Source organism: Pseudomonas sp. P7759 (genome assembly GCF_013386445.1).
Taxonomy (GTDB): domain Bacteria; phylum Pseudomonadota; class Gammaproteobacteria; order Pseudomonadales; family Pseudomonadaceae; genus Aquipseudomonas; species Aquipseudomonas azotoformans_A.
This window is the reverse complement of sequence record NZ_JACART010000006.1, coordinates 280,573-298,439: the sequence shown is the minus strand read 5'-3', so window position 1 is coordinate 298,439 and position 17,867 is coordinate 280,573. Positions and strand designations below refer to the sequence as shown.

Here is a 17,867-nt window from a genome sequence, read left to right as displayed (position 1 = left end):
GCATCTACATTAGGAGTTCGTTCGACATGCTGCATTTGTCCCGCCTCACTTCGCTGGCCCTGACGATCGCCCTGGTGATCGGCGCGCCTCTGGCATTTGCCGACCAGGCCGCTCCGGCGGCACCTGCTGCCTCGGCCGCGACCACCAAGGCGCCGTTGCCGCTGGACGAGCTGCGCACCTTTGCCGAGGTCATGGACCGGATCAAAGCCGCCTATGTCGAACCCGTAGATGACAAGACCCTGCTGGAAAACGCCATCAAGGGCATGCTCAGCAACCTCGACCCGCACTCCGCCTACCTGGGCCCGGAAGATTTCGCCGAGTTGCAGGAAAGCACCAGCGGTGAATTCGGCGGGCTGGGCATTGAAGTCGGCTCCGAAGACGGCAACGTCAAGGTGGTCTCGCCGATCGATGACACCCCGGCGTCCAAGGCCGGCATCCAGGCCGGCGACTTCATCGTGAAGATCAACGGCCAGCCGACCCGTGGCCAGACCATGACCGAAGCCGTCGACAAGATGCGCGGCAAGATCGGCCAGAAAATCACCCTGACCCTGGTACGCGACGGCGGCAACCCGTTCGACGTGACGCTGACCCGCGCGACCATCGTGGTCAAGAGCGTGAAGAGCCAGCTGCTGGAGTCGGGCTACGGTTACATCCGCATCACCCAGTTCCAGGTCAAGACCGGTGACGAAGTGGCCAAGGCCCTGGCCAAGCTGCGCAAGGACAATGGCAAGAAGCTCAACGGTATCGTGCTCGACCTGCGTAACAACCCAGGCGGCGTGCTGCAGTCGGCGGTGGAAGTGGTCGACCACTTCATCACCAAGGGCCTGATCGTGTACACCAAGGGCCGTATCGCCAACTCCGAGCTGCGCTTCTCGGCCACCGGCAACGACCTCAGCGAAAACGTGCCCCTGGCCGTGCTGATCAACGGCGGCAGCGCCTCGGCCTCGGAAATCGTCGCCGGCGCCCTGCAAGACCAGAAACGCGGTGTATTGATGGGCACCACCAGCTTTGGCAAAGGCTCGGTGCAAACCGTGCTGCCGCTGAACAACGAGCGTGCGCTGAAGATCACCACCGCGTTGTACTACACGCCGAATGGCCGTTCGATCCAGGCCCAGGGCATTGTGCCGGACATCGAGGTGCGCAAGGCCAAGATCACCAACGAGATCGACAGCGAGTATTACAAAGAGGCCGACCTGCAGGGTCACCTGGGCAATGGCAACGGCGGCGCCGACCAGCCGACCGGCAGCAGCAAGAAAGCCAAGCCGATGCCGCAGGACGACGATTACCAGTTGGCCCAGGCGCTGAGCCTGCTCAAGGGCCTGAGCATCACGCGCAGCCGTTGATATGCGTTTTGCCCTGATCATCGCTGTGCTGTGCAGCCTGGCTGGAGTCGCCCACGCGACCCCGGCCAGCGAGCCATCCAAAGCCTACCTGTCCCTCATCATCGACGACCTCGGGCAAAACCTGCCCAGGGATCGGCGTGTGCTGGCCCTGCCTGGGCCGGTGACCACGGCAATCATGCCCGACACGCCCCACGCCGCCGAATTCGCCCGCGAGGCGCATAAGGCCGGCAAGATCGTGATCCTGCACATGCCCATGGACCCGGCCACCGGTCCGTTCGCCTGGCACCCCGAGCGGCCCATCGAAGAACTCGGTAAGCGCCTGGACGCCGCCTTCAAGGCGGTGCCCTACACCGCCGGCATCAACAACCACATGGGCAGCCGCATGACTGCACAACCCGCCGCCATGGCCTGGTTGATGGCTGAGCTGCAACGGCGCAACAAGTTCTTTGTCGACAGCCGCACCAGCGCGCAAACCGTGGCGGCGGCCGAGGCCCAGAAGATTGGCCTGGCCCATGTTTCACGGGATGTATTCCTGGATGACGAGCGCACTGAAGCGGCAATCACCACGCAGTTGCAAACCGCGATCAAGTTGGCCCACAAGCAGGGTTCAGCGGTGATGATCGGCCACCCGTATCCGCAGACGTTGGCGGTGCTGGAGCGCGAACTGCCCAAGCTCAAGGCTCAAGGTGTCGATTGGATCGATATCAAGTTGATGATCAGCGTGCGCAGCAACCAGGCGATGGCGGCACACGGTAAAAACGGCACCTATCGCCCGGCCGCTAGATAAGTACAGCCGGGTTCACCTCTCGGTCCTCAATAGTGAGCCTTCAACCTCACTTTGACAGGGCACTCCGTGAACATCACCACCCTTTGTATTTCCGGGCTGCTGCTCAGCAGTCTCTCGGGAGCGATCAACGCCGCGCACAAGGATTTTGGCGAAGGTTTAACCAACGCCAGCCCCGCGCGCATGCTGACCAATGCCCACCACGAACACGACCACTGGAATGGCGTTGGTCGGATCAGAAACGACGACCAGTCGCTTTGCACCGCCAGCCTGCTGGACACCCGCGATGAAAACGGCAGATCGGGCCCAGCCTATGTCCTCACCAGCAGCCATTGCCTGCATCACCTGAGCGGCTCAACGCAAAAAGACCTGCCGATCAAGGGCAGCATCAACTTCAACTACTTCGACGACACCCTCGATACCTTCAAAACCTACCCACTGAAAACGCTCAAATGGAGCAGCAATCAAGGTGTCGACCTGGCAGTGATCGAATTGCACAGTTCGCTGACCGACATGATCAAGGCCGGCATTCACCCATTGAAGCTGGCTGACGTGGTGCCGGCCGACGGCACCGACATCCTCACCTTGATGGCGCCGGAGTGGAACACCCTGCACGTGTCGGCCTGTGTGCAGCAAGCTTCCCGAGAACTGGTGGAGCAACCCTTCATCTGGCGCGAAACCATGAAGAACCAGTGCAATGGCACCGAACGCGGCAGCTTTGGAGGCGCTTTGCTGGACCGGCAAAGCAACACGCTGTTCGGCATTCTGAGCACCAGCACCCACGGCCAACCGCAAGAGCGCAAGTGTCAACGTGACGCTCCCTGTGAACTGATCGACGGCCAGCCCACCTGGCACCCCGAAACCAACTACGGCAGCCCGGTCACCTTTCTCAATCGATGTTTTGTAAAAGGCGTGTTGCAGGCCGACAGCCAGCAATGCGACCTCTTCCCGAGCGCCTCCATCACCTTCATCAACCCCGAGCCGATCCAGCAATACTTCACTCGTCAACCTGACGGCAAAGGCAATGACATCGTGCCGCGCTGGAACCTGACATTCTCCACCAACACCCCGTTCTACCGCTACAAGACCACTCGGCGGGCTATCGACTGCGAAAACCCTGTGCACTACAGCTCGCCGATCAAGGCGGACAACGCCCGGATCAACGATGCCATTGACGCACAGACCGGCCTGCACATGCTGTGTATCGTCGGGGTGACATCTGCCGAACAGACCGTCACCAACAACATGATGAGAAATGCCTTGAGCCTGGCCGTTGAACTGGCCGAACCCGGCCCGGCGCGCACGCCCAGCGTTACCATCGCGCTCGACAAGCTGGGATCGTTGGCCTACACGGTCATCTGGGGCCTTGACCCGCCGTTCATGCGTCGCTACACCTATAAATATGGGCCGGTAGCTACCACTGACTGCGCAAGCGCCTCCAACTACTTGCCGATTCCTGGGAAGCCCGCGCTCGATGGGGACGATGAAGACCCGCCGATCGACCTGGTGTACCCACTCAATGACCCTGCGGGCAAACCACAAAAAAGATTCGCCCAACTGATCAGCGTCAGGGACACGCCGATCAAGATCTGCACCTACGCATTCGATCAGGCTGACCAACCTTCTCCCCTGCGTGTCGATCTGCTCAAACCGCGCTGAGCGATCATGCACAACCCTACATAGCTACCACTCGCCAATAAGGGGCCTGGCCGATAGTGAGCTCTCCTATCAACTGGAGAGTTCTTCCATGCCCCTCCTGCAATTCAATGACCTGCTCATCAGCTTCACCAGCGAATTCCTGCCCCTGTGGAACGACAAGGGATCAGGTGCGCACAACGCCATCGGCTTGTGGCGCCCCAGCACAGCGTCCGACGCACTGAACCCGTTTTTTTCCTTGGGCGACATTGCGGTCAATCACTATCGCAACATCAATCAAAGCAACGTCGTCGCCGTGGTCAGCGACGCCAACAAAGTCGATGGCACAGCGCTGCGCCCGCCAGTGGATTACCAATTGGTGTGGCACGACGAAGGCACCGGTGCACTCAGCAACGCATCTATCTGGCGCCCCATACCACCACAGGGCTATGTGGCGATGGGGCTTGTGTACGGCGTGAACTACGACAAACCCTCGCGCCATGCCGTGCGCTGTGTACGCGAAGATCTGGTGGTGGCGTCCAAAGTGGGCGAACGGATCTGGAATGACAAAGGCAGCGGTTCCGCCAGCGATTTGAGCACATGGTCGATCATGCCTCCCGATGCATCGGCTGGAGAAATCTACTTGGCTCCCGGCACGTTCGTCGCCAATAACAGCTATGCCAGGCCAGGCCTTGCAACCTATTCGCTACGCCTGGCACTGACCGCGCAGCTCAACGACCTGCCGCCAACACCCGTTCTCTTCGGCACTGAAAGCCCTACCCTTGAAGAAACCACGCCGACTCTCCAGGTATGCGAGATTCCATGGTTCTGTGTAAAAGACCCGGAATTGACAGCAGTCGAACAGTTTCAGTCGTCACCGGTTTACCGGCTGGAGCGCACCGATCGCCACATGCTCGCAGGCTTCGGGCACAACACTGAAGCAACCAGCCAGCCATTCATGTGGACCGCCACCAAAGGCGAGCTGGGAGGCAATGCGAAGGCCTTGGCATTCAATACAAACGTCGACCTGAGCCGAGAGTGGCCCGTGTACGCACCCGCCTTTGATCCGGCCTTCTCGGCGCATCTGGACCGCGAGTTCACCCATACGCAACGCTCGGCAAAAGGCTGGAGCCAACCGTCGCCACTGGAAATCATCACCTACATTGCGCCGAACAAAGCCGTCGCGGCCTACCTTCTGCACAGTGAATACCGCCTGCTGCGCCAGGACGGCAGCCAAGTGTCGGGCACGATCAGCTATACCAATGGCGATCACGTTTACCTGAGCGAATCCCAAGAGACCGAGCCACAACCCGAAGAGACAGTTGAACGCTTGAGTCCCCCTCAAGCCCAGCCTGAGCTAGAGGTAACGAGCTACGATCTGTTCGACGACACCCTCACCCCGTAACTGATCGAGTGCCGCCTGAAGCCTGCCGACCACCTCATCCGGCACGTCTTTGTTCAACGCCAGATACAACTGGGCGCTGTTGAAACGCAAGACGGTTTTGAGTTGAGTCACGCCGACCTGGCGGGCCAGATAACGGCCCGCCGGATCGCCGGTGGCCCACAGGTCGATCTGGCCATCCATCAGCTTTTGCGCGTTGTCCTGGTCACGCAGCGCAACGACCGGATTGAGTCCCTGCTTCTCGAGGGTCTCGGCGATGGCATCGCCTTTATACGCGCCGATCTTGTAGCGCCGTGCGTGCTCAAGGTCCGTCAGTTGGATCTTACTGTCAGCCTTGGCCAGCAATACCCAATCGTCCGGACCGATAGGGCCGACCCATTTGAACAGGGCTTCACGGTCCGGCAGGCGGGCCATCACGAACACGCCGTAACCGGGCTTTTCCAGGGCGAGTTTGTAGATGCGCTCCCAAGGAAAACGCAGGGTGAGGTTGTAGGAAATGCCAGCGCGCTTGAAGGTTTCGCGCACGATGTCCACGGCGATGCCTTCGATGTTGTCTTCCTTGGCGAAGTTCTTGCCGTTTTTCGCCATGTTGTAGGGCGGGAAGTTTTCCGTCAGCAACACCAGGGCGGTGTCAGACGGCTCCTCGGCGTGGGCCGGGCCTGCCAAAAGGATGGAGGTACTGGCGAGGGCAAGCAGAAGATGTTTGAACATGAAGGGCTACCGGAATCCATGGCAAGCGCAGAGAGTGCCGCGCACTTGCCATGGTGTCCAGCAGCATTCAGCGAACGACGATACCGCGCGCCGCCATATAGGCTTTTGCCTCGGGAACGGTGTATTCGCCAAAGTGGAAAATACTCGCCGCCAGCACTGCACTGGCGTGGCCTTCGATGACACCGTCGGCCAAGTGTTGCAGGTTGCCGACGCCGCCGGAAGCGATCACCGGAATACCCAGCGCATCACTGATGGCACGCGTCACGCCCAGGTCGAAGCCGTTTTTCATGCCGTCCTGGTCCATGCTGGTCAGCAGGATTTCACCCGCGCCCAGGCCTTCCATCTTCATTGCCCACTCCACTGCGTCCAGGCCGGTCGGCTTGCGCCCGCCATGGGTGAAGATCTCCCAGCGCGGGGTTTCGCCCGGGCCCGAGACTTTCTTGGCGTCGATGGCAACCACAATGCATTGCGAGCCGAAGTGCTGCGCGGCTTCACCGACAAACTCCGGGTTGAACACGGCGGCGGTGTTGATCGAGACCTTGTCCGCGCCGGCATTGAGCAGGTTGCGGATGTCTTGCACGGTGCGCACGCCGCCGCCCACGGTCAGCGGGATGAACACCTGGCTCGCCATGCGCTCCACGGTATGCAACGTAGTGTCGCGGCCGTCGACGCTGGCGGTGATGTCGAGAAAGGTGATCTCGTCGGCACCTTGCTCATCGTAGCGACGGGCGATTTCCACCGGGTCGCCGGCGTCACGGATGTTCTCGAACTTGACGCCCTTGACCACGCGACCGTTGTCGACGTCCAGGCAAGGGATGATGCGTTTGGCCAGCGCCATGGTCAGTCCTCAGCCGTTGTAGGCGTCGCAGTAAGCCTGGGCTTCGGCGACGTCCAAAGTACCTTCGTAGATCGCGCGACCGGTAATGGCGCCGATGATGCCGGGCGCCTTGGCGTCCAGCAGCGACTTGATGTCACCCAGGTTGTGGATACCACCCGAAGCGATCACCGGGATCTTGGTCGCCGCAGCCAGCGCGGCGGTGAACGGTACGTTGCAGCCCTGCATCATGCCGTCTTTGGCGATGTCGGTATAAACGATGGCGGAGACGCCGTCGGCTTCGAACTGCTTGGCCAGGTCGATCACCTGCACGGTGCTGATTTCAGCCCAGCCGTCGGTGGCGACGAAACCGTCCTTGGCGTCCAGGCCAACGATCACTTTGCCAGGGAACGCGCGGCAGGCTTCGGCAACAAACGCCGGGTCTTTCACAGCCTTGGTGCCGATGATCACGTAGCTCACGCCCGCCTTGACGTAATGCTCGATGGTTTCCAGGGAGCGGATACCGCCGCCGATCTGGATCGGCAGGTTCGGGTAGCGCTTGGCAATGGCAGTCACCACTTCGCCGTTGACCGGCTGGCCTTCGAAGGCGCCGTTCAAGTCCACCAGATGCAGACGACGGCAGCCCCCTTCCACCCATTTGGCAGCCATGCTCACCGGATCATCGGAGAACACGGTGGAGTCTTCCATGCGGCCTTGGCGAAGACGGACGCAGGCGCCGTCCTTGAGATCGATAGCGGGGATAATCAGCATCTGGCAAACCTTATTCGATATTCAGCAATGCTTGGGAAATCAGGGTTTCTCAAGCGACCACAGGTCGCTTTCGATGCTTTCGAACCTTTCTTTAAGGAGCGTCTGCGTATCGAAAATCGCCCTGTTGTAATAATGCGGAGCCACTTCGGTGGTGAACAACTCAAGAATCTCGGCAACCTCGAATGAGCCCAATTTGAGCTCGAAGCGGTCCTCCATGAAGCGCTTGATCTTGAGGGTAGCCTCACTCTCCTGTTCGGGCGTGAGGTTCAAGATCGGCTGCTTCGGCTTCCTGGCCATTTACCAGCGCCCATCCCAGGCGGCGAAGTTCTGCAGCAATTGCAGGCCATGGGTATGGCTCTTCTCCGGGTGGAACTGCACGGCAAAGCGCGAACCCTCGGCCAGCGCGGCGGCGAAATCGACGCCGTAATGCCCGCCACCCACCACCTGGCCGGGTTGACCGGCGGCGATGTAGTAGCTGTGCACGAAGTAGAAACGCGCCAGGTCCGGAATGTCGTGCCACAGTGGGTGGTCGACGGTCTGGCTGACTTCGTTCCAGCCCATGTGCGGCACTTTCAAGTGGGCGCCGTCTTCATGCAGGTCCTTGCCGAAGAACTTCACCTGGCCTGGGAACAGGCCGATGCAGTCGACGCCGTCGTTCTCTTCACTGCGGTCGAGCAAGGCCTGCATGCCCACGCAGATACCGAGGAACGGACGGTCCTGGCTGACTTCGCGCACCAGGCTGTCAAAGCCCAGGCGGCGGATCTCGGCCATGCAATCACGAATCGCGCCGACGCCGGGAAACACCACCCGGTCGGCTTCGCGAATCACGTTGGCATCGCTGGTGATCAGCACCTTGCCGGCCCCTACGTGTTCGAGGGCCTTGGCCACCGAGTGCAGGTTACCCATGCCGTAATCGATAACCGCGACCGTCTGCATTACAGGACGCCCTTGGTCGAGGGCATTTGCCCGGCCATGCGGTCATCCAGCTCGACGGCCATGCGCAGCGCGCGGCCAAAGGCCTTGAACACGGTTTCGATCTGGTGGTGGGTGTTGGTGCCGCGCAGGTTGTCGATGTGCAGGCTGACAAGTGCGTGGTTGACAAACCCCTGGAAGAATTCCTGGAACAGGTCGACATCGAAGCCGCCCACAGTGGCGCGGGTATAGGGCACGTGCATCTGCAGGCCTGGGCGGCCCGAGAAGTCGATGACTACGCGCGACAGCGCTTCGTCCAGCGGGACATAGGCGTGGCCGTAGCGACGGATGCCTTTTTTGTCGCCGATGGCCTTGGCAAAAGCCTGGCCGAGGGTGATGCCCACGTCTTCCACCGTGTGGTGGTCGTCGATGTGCAGGTCGCCCTTGCTGACGATATCCAGGTCGATCAGCCCGTGACGGGCGATCTGGTCCAGCATGTGCTCAAGAAAAGGTACACCGATATCAAATCGGGCCTTTCCGGTGCCATCCAGGTTGATCGAGGCTTTGATCTGGGTTTCCAGAGTGTCGCGCTCGACGGACGCCTTACGTTCGGCCATCACCAGCTCCGCAAAATCATTGGGCGAAAAAGGCAGCCATTATAGGGGCGCGGGCGCTAAACAGAAACATCGGAGGGGATAAGACTGACGAGTTGAAGCGAGGAATGTCGGGGATAGACATGTGCATACATGTGAACGCCCCCCTGTCTGAGGGCTTGCTTGTTGTGGTGAGCGGGCTTGCACCCGCGCTGGGCTGCGCAGCAGCCCCAAAAGCAGCCACTGCGCTTTATCTGAAAAAGCGCAGTGGTTTCAGAAGGGGCGGCTTCGCCACCCAGCGCGGGGCAAGCCCGCTCACCACACAAGCTCACTCACCACAACAGTCCCGTAAGGGCGTTCGGTGTTAGTGGAACAATACCGCCGTCTTCTGCAGGGTCACCCACACACCCCACGCCAACGGAATACCTACCACCAGCCACGCGGCAATCGCCAACGGCACGGTGCCAGGGGCGGCTTTCCACTCCAGGGAAGTGGTCGCGTCCGCGCCTTTGTCGTGGCCCAGCGCCTGTTCGGCGGCCAGTTCGGCGTCGGTCATGAAGTACTTGTCGGCCACCGGGCGCACCAGCAGGTTGCAGATGAAACCCAGCACCAGCAGGCCGGCGAGGATGTACAAGGTGATGTCATAGGCAGCGGCGCGCTCTACGCCGATGCTCAGTTGATACTCACGCAGGTAGTTCACCAGTACCGGGCCCAGCACACCCGCCGCAGCCCAGGCTGTCAGCAGGCGACCGTGGATCGCACCGACCATCTGTGTACCGAACAGGTCGGCCAGGTAGGCCGGAACGGTCGCAAAACCACCGCCGTACATCGACAGGATGATGCAGAACGCGGCCACGAACAGCGCCACGTTGCCCAGGTGACCCAGGTTCGGGATCAGCGCGTACAGGGCAAAGCCCAGGGCGAAGAACACGAAGTAGGTGTTTTTACGGCCCAAGTAGTCGGAAAACGACGCCCAGAAGAACCGGCCACCGATGTTGAACAGGCTCAACAGACCGGTGAAACCTGCCGCGATGGCCGCGATGGAAGCCAATTGGCCCGCATCCAGTTGACCGAACGGTACATCCACACCCAGCAGCTTGCCGCCGAACACTTCCTGCAGCAGTGGCGAAGCCATGCCGAGGATGCCGATACCGGCGGATACGTTCAGGCACAGCACCAGCCAGACCAGGCGGAACTGCGGGGTTTTCCACGCTACGTTCACGTGTACGTGACGGTGAGTGATCATCGCGTTGCTGGCTTTTTTCGCCGGCGCGGTCCAGCCCTCAGGCTTCCAGCCGGTCGGCGGAACGCGGTAGGACAAGGCGCCACCGATCATGAACACGAAGTAGATCGCAGCCATCACCAGGAAGCTCTGCCACACGCCCACGCTGTCTGGGGTGGCGAAGTGGCCCATCAGTGCTGCTGCCAACGGAGCACCCACCATCGCGCCGCCGCCGAAGCCCATGATCGCCATGCCGGTGGCCATGCCACGCTTGTCCGGAAACCACTTGATCAGGGTCGACACGGGCGAGATATAGCCCAGGCCCAGGCCGATACCGCCGATGACCCCGGAGCCGATCCACATCAGCCAGATCTGGTGGGTATAGATCCCCAACGCCGAGATCAGCAGGCCACCGCACCAGCACAATGCCGATACAACGCCAGCCTTACGTGGCCCGGCGTGTTCCAGCCAGCCACCCCAGATCGCTGCCGAGCAGCCCAGGAAGATGAAGAACAGGGTGTAGATCCAGCCCAGCATGGAGATGGGCCAGTCGCATTGGGACGAGAAGACTTGGCTGATAAAGCTCATGTCCGGCGCGCAGGCGACCGGCTTGGTGATACCCAGCGCCTTGGACAATGGCAGCCAGAACACCGAGAACCCGTAGGCCATGCCGATGCACAGGTGGATGGCCAAGGCGGCCGGTGGAACCAGCCAGCGGTTGAAGCCGGGCTTGGCGATAATGCGTTCCTTGGACAGGAACGCAGGCTGTGCGGCAGTTGAACCCGCCGCAGTGCTAGTGCTCATTGGTGTTTCCCCCAGTTGTTAGTATGTGTCCGTCAGGCGCTCTCTCCCTCGGCCTTGCACGCAAAGCGTTGGCCGTTGTTGTTGAGTAAAGCTCCATTTAAGCGCGACGCTATGTCGCAGAAGGCAGACGAACCTGCGCAGATTAGCACCTGTGGATGACAGAAAAACCAAACTGATATCACCTTTTTCAGGAAATCTGTTTTGTTTGACGCCAAAAACCCGTTTCACCCCCCCTGGATACAATGTAACGATCGGGGGCACTGACGCAGGCCGTCGGGCGTTATACTCTGCGGCTAAATTTTGAAATCGACATACAAGGACTCGCCCATGAAAGCGTTCGGCAAAATCCTGGGTCTGGTACTTCTCGGGCTGTTGCTGATCATTGTGGCTCTAGGCTTTGCCCTGACCCATCTCTTCGATCCCAACGACTATAAAGACGAGATTCGCCAGATTGCCCGCGACAAGGCCCACATCGAGCTGACGCTCAATGGCGATATCGGCTGGAGCCTGTTCCCCTGGCTTGGCCTGGAACTGCACGAAGCCAGCGTGGCGACCCTGACTGCGCCGACCCAGCCTTTCGCCGACCTGCAGATGCTCGGTCTCTCCGTACGCGTGTTGCCGCTGCTGCGCCGCGAAGTGCAGATGAGCGATGTACGCGTCGAAGGCCTGAACCTGCGCCTCAACCGTGACAAGCAAGGCCACGGCAACTGGGAAGACATCGGCAAGAACGTCACCGAGGCGACCGTCGGCAGCCCTGGCTCGACCGAGCAACCTGCCGAGACCGAACCGGAAAAACCCTCGAAGCCCATCCGCCTGGACATCGACAGCCTGACGGTGAACAACGCCCGCGTTGAATACAACGACGAGCAGACCGGCAAGCAGTTCAGCGCCGAAAGCATCCAACTGAGCGCCGGCGCCGTGCACGAAGGTGCCAGCATTCCGGTGAAACTCACCGCCTTCTTCGGCAGCAACCAACCGGTGATGCGCGTCAAGACCGAGCTCAACGGCAACCTGCGTATCCAGCGTGCGCTCAAGCGCTATCAGCTTGAAGACATGAAGATTACCGGCGAAGCCACGGGCGAGCCGCTGCAAGGCAAGACCGTGACGTTCTCCACCCAGGGCCAATTGCTGGTGGACCAGGCGGCCAATATCGCCGAATGGACCAACATGAAGTTGTCGGCCAATCAACTGCGCGCCTTGGGCGAGCTGAAGGTCAACGACCTGGACAAGACCCCGCAACTCAGCGGCGCGCTGTCCATCGCCCAGTTTGACCTGGCCAAGTTCCTCGATGGCATCGGCCACCCGTTGCCGCCGATGGCCGAGGGCAGCCTGAGCAAGGTCGAACTGGTCAGCCGCCTCAAAGGCACGCCGACCAGCCTGGCCCTGGAAGACCTGAACCTGAAACTCGACGGCAGCACGTTCACCGGTCGCCTTGCCGTAGAGGACTTTGCCAAGCAATCCCTGCGCGTCCAGCTCAAGGGCGACACCTTCAACGCCGACAACTACCTGCCGGCCAAGTCTGAATCCGCCAAGGGCGCAGCCGCTGCCCGACAGGCCGAAGTGCAGAACAGCGAAGCCGGTGCCATGGCCGCCGGCGGCACCACGCCGCTGCCCGACGCGCCGACCAAAGGCGCCTGGAGTACCGACAAACTGCTGCCTCTGGCGCGCCTGCGCACGCTGGATGTAAACGCCGACCTGGCTTTCGGCCAACTGACCTTGAGCAAGCTGCCGATCCAGAATGCGGCGCTCAAGGCGTCCGGCATCGATGGCCAGCTCAAGCTCGACACCTTGAGCGGCGGCCTCTACAACGGCACCTTCCAGGCCAACGGCACGCTCGACGTGCGCCAGGACATTCCGGTGCTGGCGCTGCAAAGCCATATCAAGCAGGTGCCGGTCGAACGCATCCTGCAAGCCCAGGGGCAAAACCCGCCGGTAAAGGGCCAGATCACCCTCGACAGCAACCTCACGGGTCGCGGCAATAGCCAGAAAGCCCTGATCGACAGCCTGAATGGCACCGCCAGCTTTGTGATCAACAACGGTGTGTTGCTCAACGCCAACCTCGAACAGCAACTGTGCACCGGTATTGCCCTGCTCAACCGCAAGACCTTGAACAGCACGCCGCAGGGCAAGGACACGCCGTTCCAGGAGTTGAAGGGCAACCTGACCTTCCGTAACGGTGTGGCCAGCAACCCTGACCTGAAAGTGCGCATCCCAGGCCTGACCGTCAACGGCAACGGCGACGTCGACCTGCGCGTGCTGGGCATGGACTACCGCGTCGGCATCATCGTCGAAGGCGACCAGCGCGAAACCCCGGACCCAGCCTGCCAGGTGGGCTCGAACTTCCAGGGCATCGAAGTGCCACTGCGCTGCCGTGGCCCGCTGGAACTGGGCGCCAAGGCCTGCCGCCTGGACAAGGACGGCCTCGGCCAGGTCGCCATCAAGGCCGCCGGCAACCGCCTGAACGAAAAGCTGGAAGAGAAGCTCGACAAGGTTAATCCGCAGCTCAAAGATGCTTTGAAAGGCCTGTTCAAACGATGAGAAACGAGCAGTTTTCAACGGCGGTGCTGGACTGGTACGACCGCCACGGTCGCCACGACCTGCCCTGGCAACAGGGCATCACGCCTTACCGGGTGTGGGTCTCGGAGATCATGTTGCAGCAGACCCAGGTGAGCACCGTGCTCAATTACTTCGACCGCTTCATGGCCTCGCTGCCGACGGTCGAAGCCCTGGCCGCCGCGCCGGAAGATGAAGTGCTGCACCTGTGGACCGGCCTGGGTTACTACACCCGGGCGCGCAACCTGCAAAAAACCGCGAAGATTGTCGTGGCCGAGTACGGCGGCGAGTTTCCCAGGGATGTCGAGAAGCTCACCGAGCTGCCTGGCATCGGCTTGTCCACCGCCGGCGCAATCGCCAGCCTGAGCATGGGCCTGCGTGCGCCGATCCTCGACGGCAACGTCAAACGTGTACTGGCGCGCTTTACCGCGCAAGAGGGCTACCCAGGCGAGCCCAAGGTGGCCAAGCAACTGTGGGCCACCGCAGAACGCTTCACGCCCCATGATCGCGTCAACGCCTACACCCAGGCGATGATGGACATGGGCGCGACGCTCTGCACCCGCAGCAAACCCAGCTGCCTGTTATGCCCGCTGGAAAAAGGCTGCGAAGCCCACATGCTCGGCCTGGAAACGCGCTACCCGATCCCCAAACCGCGTAAGACCATCCCACAGAAGCGCACGTTGATGCCGTTGCTGGCGAATGCCGAAGGCGCGATCCTGCTTTACCGTCGCCCTTCCACGGGCCTGTGGGGCGGCCTGTGGAGTTTGCCGGAGCTGGATGACCTGCAAGACCTGGAACACCTGGCCAACCAGCACGCGCTGGAGCTGGGCAATCAACAGGCGCTGCCGGGGCTGGTCCACACTTTCAGCCACTTCCAACTCGCCATCGAACCCTGGCTGGTCCAGGTCGAGGAAACCGCCCATCACGTGGCCGAGGCCGACTGGCTCTGGTATAACCTCGCCACCCCGCCGCGCCTGGGCCTTGCCGCCCCGGTAAAAAAACTGCTGAAGCGCGCGGCCGACGTATTGAATGCAGGAGTTCCGTCATGACCCGCACCATCATGTGCCGCAAGTACAAAGAAGAATTGCCCGGCCTCGAACGCCCTCCGTATCCAGGCGCCAAGGGCCAGGACATTTTCGAGCACGTCTCCGCCAAAGCCTGGGGCGACTGGCTGAAACACCAGACCCTGCTGATCAACGAAAAACGCCTGAACATGATGAACGCCGAAGACCGTAAATACCTGGCGGGCGAAATGGACAAGTTCTTTTCCGGCGAAGATTACGCCAAGGCCGACGGCTACGTGCCGCCTGCTCAATAATTGATCAAAAACCGGGGTCTGCACGTAAGCGACGGTAATAATTAAATATTTTTTGAAAACTTGCTTGACGACCCCCTGAAAAACCCGTTTAATGCGCCCCGTTGCCCAGATAGCTCAGTCGGTAGAGCAGGGGATTGAAAATCCCCGTGTCGGCGGTTCGATTCCGTCTCTGGGCACCACCTTTCGTTTCCAGGTGATGCCAAGCACACCCGGAAGCACACAAGAAGCCCGCCTAGTGCGGGCTTTTTGCTTTCTATGGTTCCCCACCGTTCCCTTGTAAGCCCAAACGGATGTGAGTAGATTCGTGAGTAGATCCAGTTCGGTCTAAAAATCTACTCACACCACGCCGGCAGAACGCCCGCCTGGTGCGGCCTGCAAGGGGGCTGCTTTGCCACTGTCCGATACCACCATCCGTACCGCCAAGCCCAAGGACAAGCTTTATCGCCTGACCGATGCCAACGGTCTATGCCTTGAAGTCACCCCTACGGGCTCAAAACTCTGGCGCTACCGCTACCGCTTCAACGGTAGCGCGAAGATGCTGGCTCTCGGCACGTACCCAGCTGTAACGCTGCTCAAAGCTCGCCAGATGCGCGATGAGAGCCGTCAGATGCTGATTGAAGGCGTTGACCCCGGCGAGCAGAAGAAAGCCACCAAGCAAGCGCAGAAGGTCGAAGGGATCACATTCGAGACACTCGCACGTGAGTGGTTCGCCTATAACGCGCCGCGCTGGGCAGAAAGCACCACCTACAAAGCCAAGCTTTATCTGGAGAATGATCTGATCCCCGGCATTGGATCACGGGCTCTGAAATCCATTACCCGACCAGAACTGGTAGATCTTGTTCGCAAGGTCGAAGCTAGAGGCACGTTGAATGCCGCCGGCAAGATTCGCCAGTGGCTTCACCAGATCTTCCGCTATGGCCTGGCCAAGGGCGTCGTTGATGCGAACCCTGCCACCGATCTAAGTGTGGTTGCAGCGCCAGCCAAGGCAGCTCGGCACCATCCACACGTCCCTTTCGCTGAGCTGCCCGAGCTTTTGAGCAAGTGCGAAGCCGCGAACATTCACACCCTTACCCGCCACGCGATCAAACTTCTGGTACTAACAGCTGTTCGTCCGGGTGAACTGCGTCAAGCGCCATGGGCTGAGTTCGATCTGGACAACGCCACCTGGACAATCCCGAAAGAGCGGATGAAGGCCCGGCGCCCTCACATCGTCCCTCTGCCCGGACAAGCGGTATCCATCCTGCGCCAACTCCAAGAGATCACAGGACGTTATTCACTGGTATTCGCTGGCGCCAATCCCGAAAGACCCATGAGCGAAAACACAGTCAACAAGGCTTTGCGCCAGATGGGCTACGAAGGGCGACAGACCGGCCACGGATTCCGCCACTTGCTCAGCACCGAATTGAACGGGCGCGGGTACAACAAGGACTGGATCGAACGGCAACTCGCTCACGGTGATACCGATGAGATCCGTGGGACTTACAACCATGCCGCCTACGTGCCGCAACGTAGAGAGATGATGCAAGCATGGGCCGACTCGATCGATGCCATATGCGCTAGCGCGGACATAGTGAGTATTCAGCTGCGAGCCTAAACATTGGCTGGCCTATACAAATTGAGACTTAGGCCAGGGAGACATGAAATGACCGACGACAATAGCTCTTCACCCGCCTCTCCAGAAGATCCTCACCTTGCAGATCCGACAATGAGCCTATTCGTTAAAGAAGATGCACCACCCTCCTCGTCCCTACGGGAGCTGGAGGCGTTGATGCTCAGCCGAGTTGAGTCTGTTGGCCTGGACTCCGTCGCCCAGGCGATAGGCGGTAGTGCCGGCGAGCTTTTCAAAAGTTACAAGCAAGACGTGAAAAAGTGGGCAGAGCTTTTGGGATTGCTTGGGTTGCAGGTTAGCCATGAACCGAGCGGTAGCTCGCCGGCGCAGCCGTACGCTCCCCTCTCCGCGCCTGCAATACTGCAGCTCGGCGAACCGGAAGAGGTCTATCGCCATTTGGATTACCTTACGGCAGACCAAGCTCTCGACTGGATGGAGCGCATATCCGGTCATCACGTTGAGTGGCACACGCTCTGGGCGATGGTCGGCTTTGAAATGTGCGATGCCTTCATGGACTGCCGAGCTGTTCGGGGGCTCACATACGCCGCAGAGGGGGAGCATGAGCATCGAAAAGTCTTTGGGCTGGGCATCTGTCAGGTAATGAATGCGGTGAAGGGGGAAGGTGATCCGCTGCACCTATTGGGGGCAGCAATTCATGTCGATCGGTACGGTCTCGAAGAGATCGTGCCAAAACGCCGCTGGTGGATTAACGACCTGGAGGACTATGAAGTTCTGTTCCGGCCATCTGACATCGAACGGATGGGCCAGATTGTTGATGAACGCGGTGGCTGGTCTAGCGTTGAGCCCCACCAGCCTGATGAGCAGCCCCCCGAATACAACGGCTCGGAGCTGGCTCAGCGCCTTGGAAAGCTGCAGATCTCGATCAATCATTTCAACGATCGGTTGAGCTACTGCATCAAGTTTGAAGATGGTCGCTTATTGGCGGAGCTAGGCTCAGATTTGACCCCCTTGAGGGCAGGCCTTGAAAGCTCGCAGCAAGCCGGCACTACTTCTCATGCACATGAATCGGAAATATTGGATCTGAAGGAGCTTGTCGCTGCGCAAAGCGAACAACTGCTATCACTTCAGCAGTCGAACAACCCGGAGGCAGATGGTTCTTCTTCAGGTATTAGCTTCCCATATTCCACAAGAGGGCTTGAGGCTCTGCGATCTGTAGCCATGGAAAAATGGGCGGGCTACACGCCAGACAAGCGCCAGCCGACTCAGAAGGAGATCGGGTATGCGATATGCGAAGCATTAGGCGTCGACTATCAGAAGACCAACGAGCCACCGCGCAAAGCGAAGGAACTAGCAACCATCATCAGACCTGATGACCTGCCAGACCTATGAATTCGCCTTTAGACACAGCGACATGACTACATGTCAGGGTGACATG

16 protein-coding genes and 1 tRNA gene are annotated in these 17,867 nt (G+C 60.2%); 10 read left to right on the top strand and 7 right to left on the bottom strand.

The features are described from left to right. The first annotated feature begins 26 nt into the window (after nt 1-26). The 4 genes from HX823_RS07360 to HX823_RS07345 all read left to right on the top strand — a co-directional run bounded on the left by HX823_RS07360 (nt 27) and on the right by HX823_RS07345 (nt 5,167). On the top strand, nt 27-1,343 hold the full coding sequence (locus HX823_RS07360; protein WP_038841666.1) for a S41 family peptidase: 1,317 nt from the start codon (nt 27-29) through the stop codon (nt 1,341-1,343). A 1-nt stretch (nt 1,344) separates the two neighbouring features. Further along, the gene (locus tag HX823_RS07355; RefSeq protein WP_177074539.1) at nt 1,345-2,130 is read left to right on the top strand and encodes a divergent polysaccharide deacetylase family protein; all 786 of its coding nucleotides are present in this window, start codon (nt 1,345-1,347) and stop codon (nt 2,128-2,130) included. Between the two features lie 66 nt (nt 2,131-2,196). Next, the gene (locus HX823_RS07350) at nt 2,197-3,786 is read left to right on the top strand and encodes a trypsin-like serine protease (RefSeq protein ID WP_177074538.1); all 1,590 of its coding nucleotides are present in this window, start codon (nt 2,197-2,199) and stop codon (nt 3,784-3,786) included. Nucleotides 3,787-3,874: 88 nt separating this feature from the next. Then, complete coding sequence (locus HX823_RS07345) at nt 3,875-5,167, top strand: Vps62-related protein (RefSeq protein WP_177074537.1); 1,293 nt, start codon at nt 3,875-3,877, stop codon at nt 5,165-5,167. On the opposite strand, the gene HX823_RS07340 is transcribed toward HX823_RS07345, so the two are convergent. From HX823_RS07340 to HX823_RS07310, 7 genes are all read right to left on the bottom strand, one after another. Then, nucleotides 5,120-5,875: an ABC transporter substrate-binding protein gene (locus HX823_RS07340; protein WP_177074536.1), complete on the bottom strand. Its 756-nt coding sequence runs from the start codon at nt 5,873-5,875 to the stop codon at nt 5,120-5,122. The two genes, HX823_RS07345 and HX823_RS07340, sit on opposite strands and share 48 nt — an antisense overlap. A 67-nt stretch (nt 5,876-5,942) precedes the next feature. Beyond that, a complete protein-coding gene (hisF, locus tag HX823_RS07335; RefSeq protein WP_003171107.1) occupies nt 5,943-6,713 on the bottom strand; it encodes an imidazole glycerol phosphate synthase subunit HisF in 771 nt (256 codons plus the stop codon). 9 nt (nt 6,714-6,722) lie between these two features. Next, nucleotides 6,723-7,460 (bottom strand): 1-(5-phosphoribosyl)-5-[(5-phosphoribosylamino)methylideneamino]imidazole-4-carboxamide isomerase, encoded by a 738-nt coding sequence (gene hisA / locus HX823_RS07330; RefSeq protein ID WP_003187784.1) that lies wholly within the window; start codon nt 7,458-7,460, stop codon nt 6,723-6,725. A 39-nt stretch (nt 7,461-7,499) separates the two neighbouring features. Continuing rightward, on the bottom strand, nt 7,500-7,757 hold the full coding sequence (locus HX823_RS07325; RefSeq protein ID WP_010213888.1) for a DUF2164 domain-containing protein: 258 nt from the start codon (nt 7,755-7,757) through the stop codon (nt 7,500-7,502). Then, nucleotides 7,758-8,396: an imidazole glycerol phosphate synthase subunit HisH gene (gene hisH, locus HX823_RS07320; protein ID WP_038841654.1), complete on the bottom strand. Its 639-nt coding sequence runs from the start codon at nt 8,394-8,396 to the stop codon at nt 7,758-7,760. Further along, nucleotides 8,396-8,989 (bottom strand): imidazoleglycerol-phosphate dehydratase HisB, encoded by a 594-nt coding sequence (hisB, locus tag HX823_RS07315; protein WP_003218037.1) that lies wholly within the window; start codon nt 8,987-8,989, stop codon nt 8,396-8,398. The genes hisH and hisB overlap by 1 nt, the downstream gene beginning before the upstream one ends. A 340-nt stretch (nt 8,990-9,329) precedes the next feature. Then, nucleotides 9,330-10,991 carry an OFA family MFS transporter gene (locus HX823_RS07310; protein ID WP_033896905.1) on the bottom strand — a complete coding sequence of 554 codons (1,662 nt, stop codon included), beginning with the start codon at nt 10,989-10,991 and terminating at the stop codon, nt 9,330-9,332. A gap of 327 nt (nt 10,992-11,318) precedes the next feature. Between HX823_RS07310 and HX823_RS07305 the strand changes: the two genes are divergently transcribed. The 6 genes from HX823_RS07305 (at nt 11,319) to HX823_RS07280 (ending at nt 17,821) form a co-directional block, all read left to right on the top strand. Further along, the gene (locus HX823_RS07305; RefSeq protein WP_177074535.1) at nt 11,319-13,529 is read left to right on the top strand and encodes an AsmA family protein; all 2,211 of its coding nucleotides are present in this window, start codon (nt 11,319-11,321) and stop codon (nt 13,527-13,529) included. After that, on the top strand, nt 13,526-14,593 hold the full coding sequence (gene mutY / locus HX823_RS07300; RefSeq protein ID WP_038841646.1) for an A/G-specific adenine glycosylase: 1,068 nt from the start codon (nt 13,526-13,528) through the stop codon (nt 14,591-14,593). Before HX823_RS07305 ends, mutY begins: the two co-directional genes overlap by 4 nt. Beyond that, entirely contained in the window at nt 14,590-14,862 is a 273-nt protein-coding gene (locus HX823_RS07295; protein ID WP_010213895.1) for an oxidative damage protection protein, read from the top strand. Before mutY ends, HX823_RS07295 begins: the two co-directional genes overlap by 4 nt. A gap of 103 nt (nt 14,863-14,965) precedes the next feature. Continuing rightward, nucleotides 14,966-15,041: transfer RNA gene (locus HX823_RS07290), tRNA-Phe, on the top strand. A 209-nt stretch (nt 15,042-15,250) separates the two neighbouring features. After that, the gene (locus HX823_RS07285; protein WP_177074534.1) at nt 15,251-16,456 is read left to right on the top strand and encodes an integrase arm-type DNA-binding domain-containing protein; all 1,206 of its coding nucleotides are present in this window, start codon (nt 15,251-15,253) and stop codon (nt 16,454-16,456) included. Between the two features lie 48 nt (nt 16,457-16,504). Continuing rightward, nucleotides 16,505-17,821 carry a hypothetical protein gene (locus HX823_RS07280; protein WP_177074533.1) on the top strand — a complete coding sequence of 439 codons (1,317 nt, stop codon included), beginning with the start codon at nt 16,505-16,507 and terminating at the stop codon, nt 17,819-17,821. Nucleotides 17,822-17,867 lie beyond the last annotated feature (46 nt).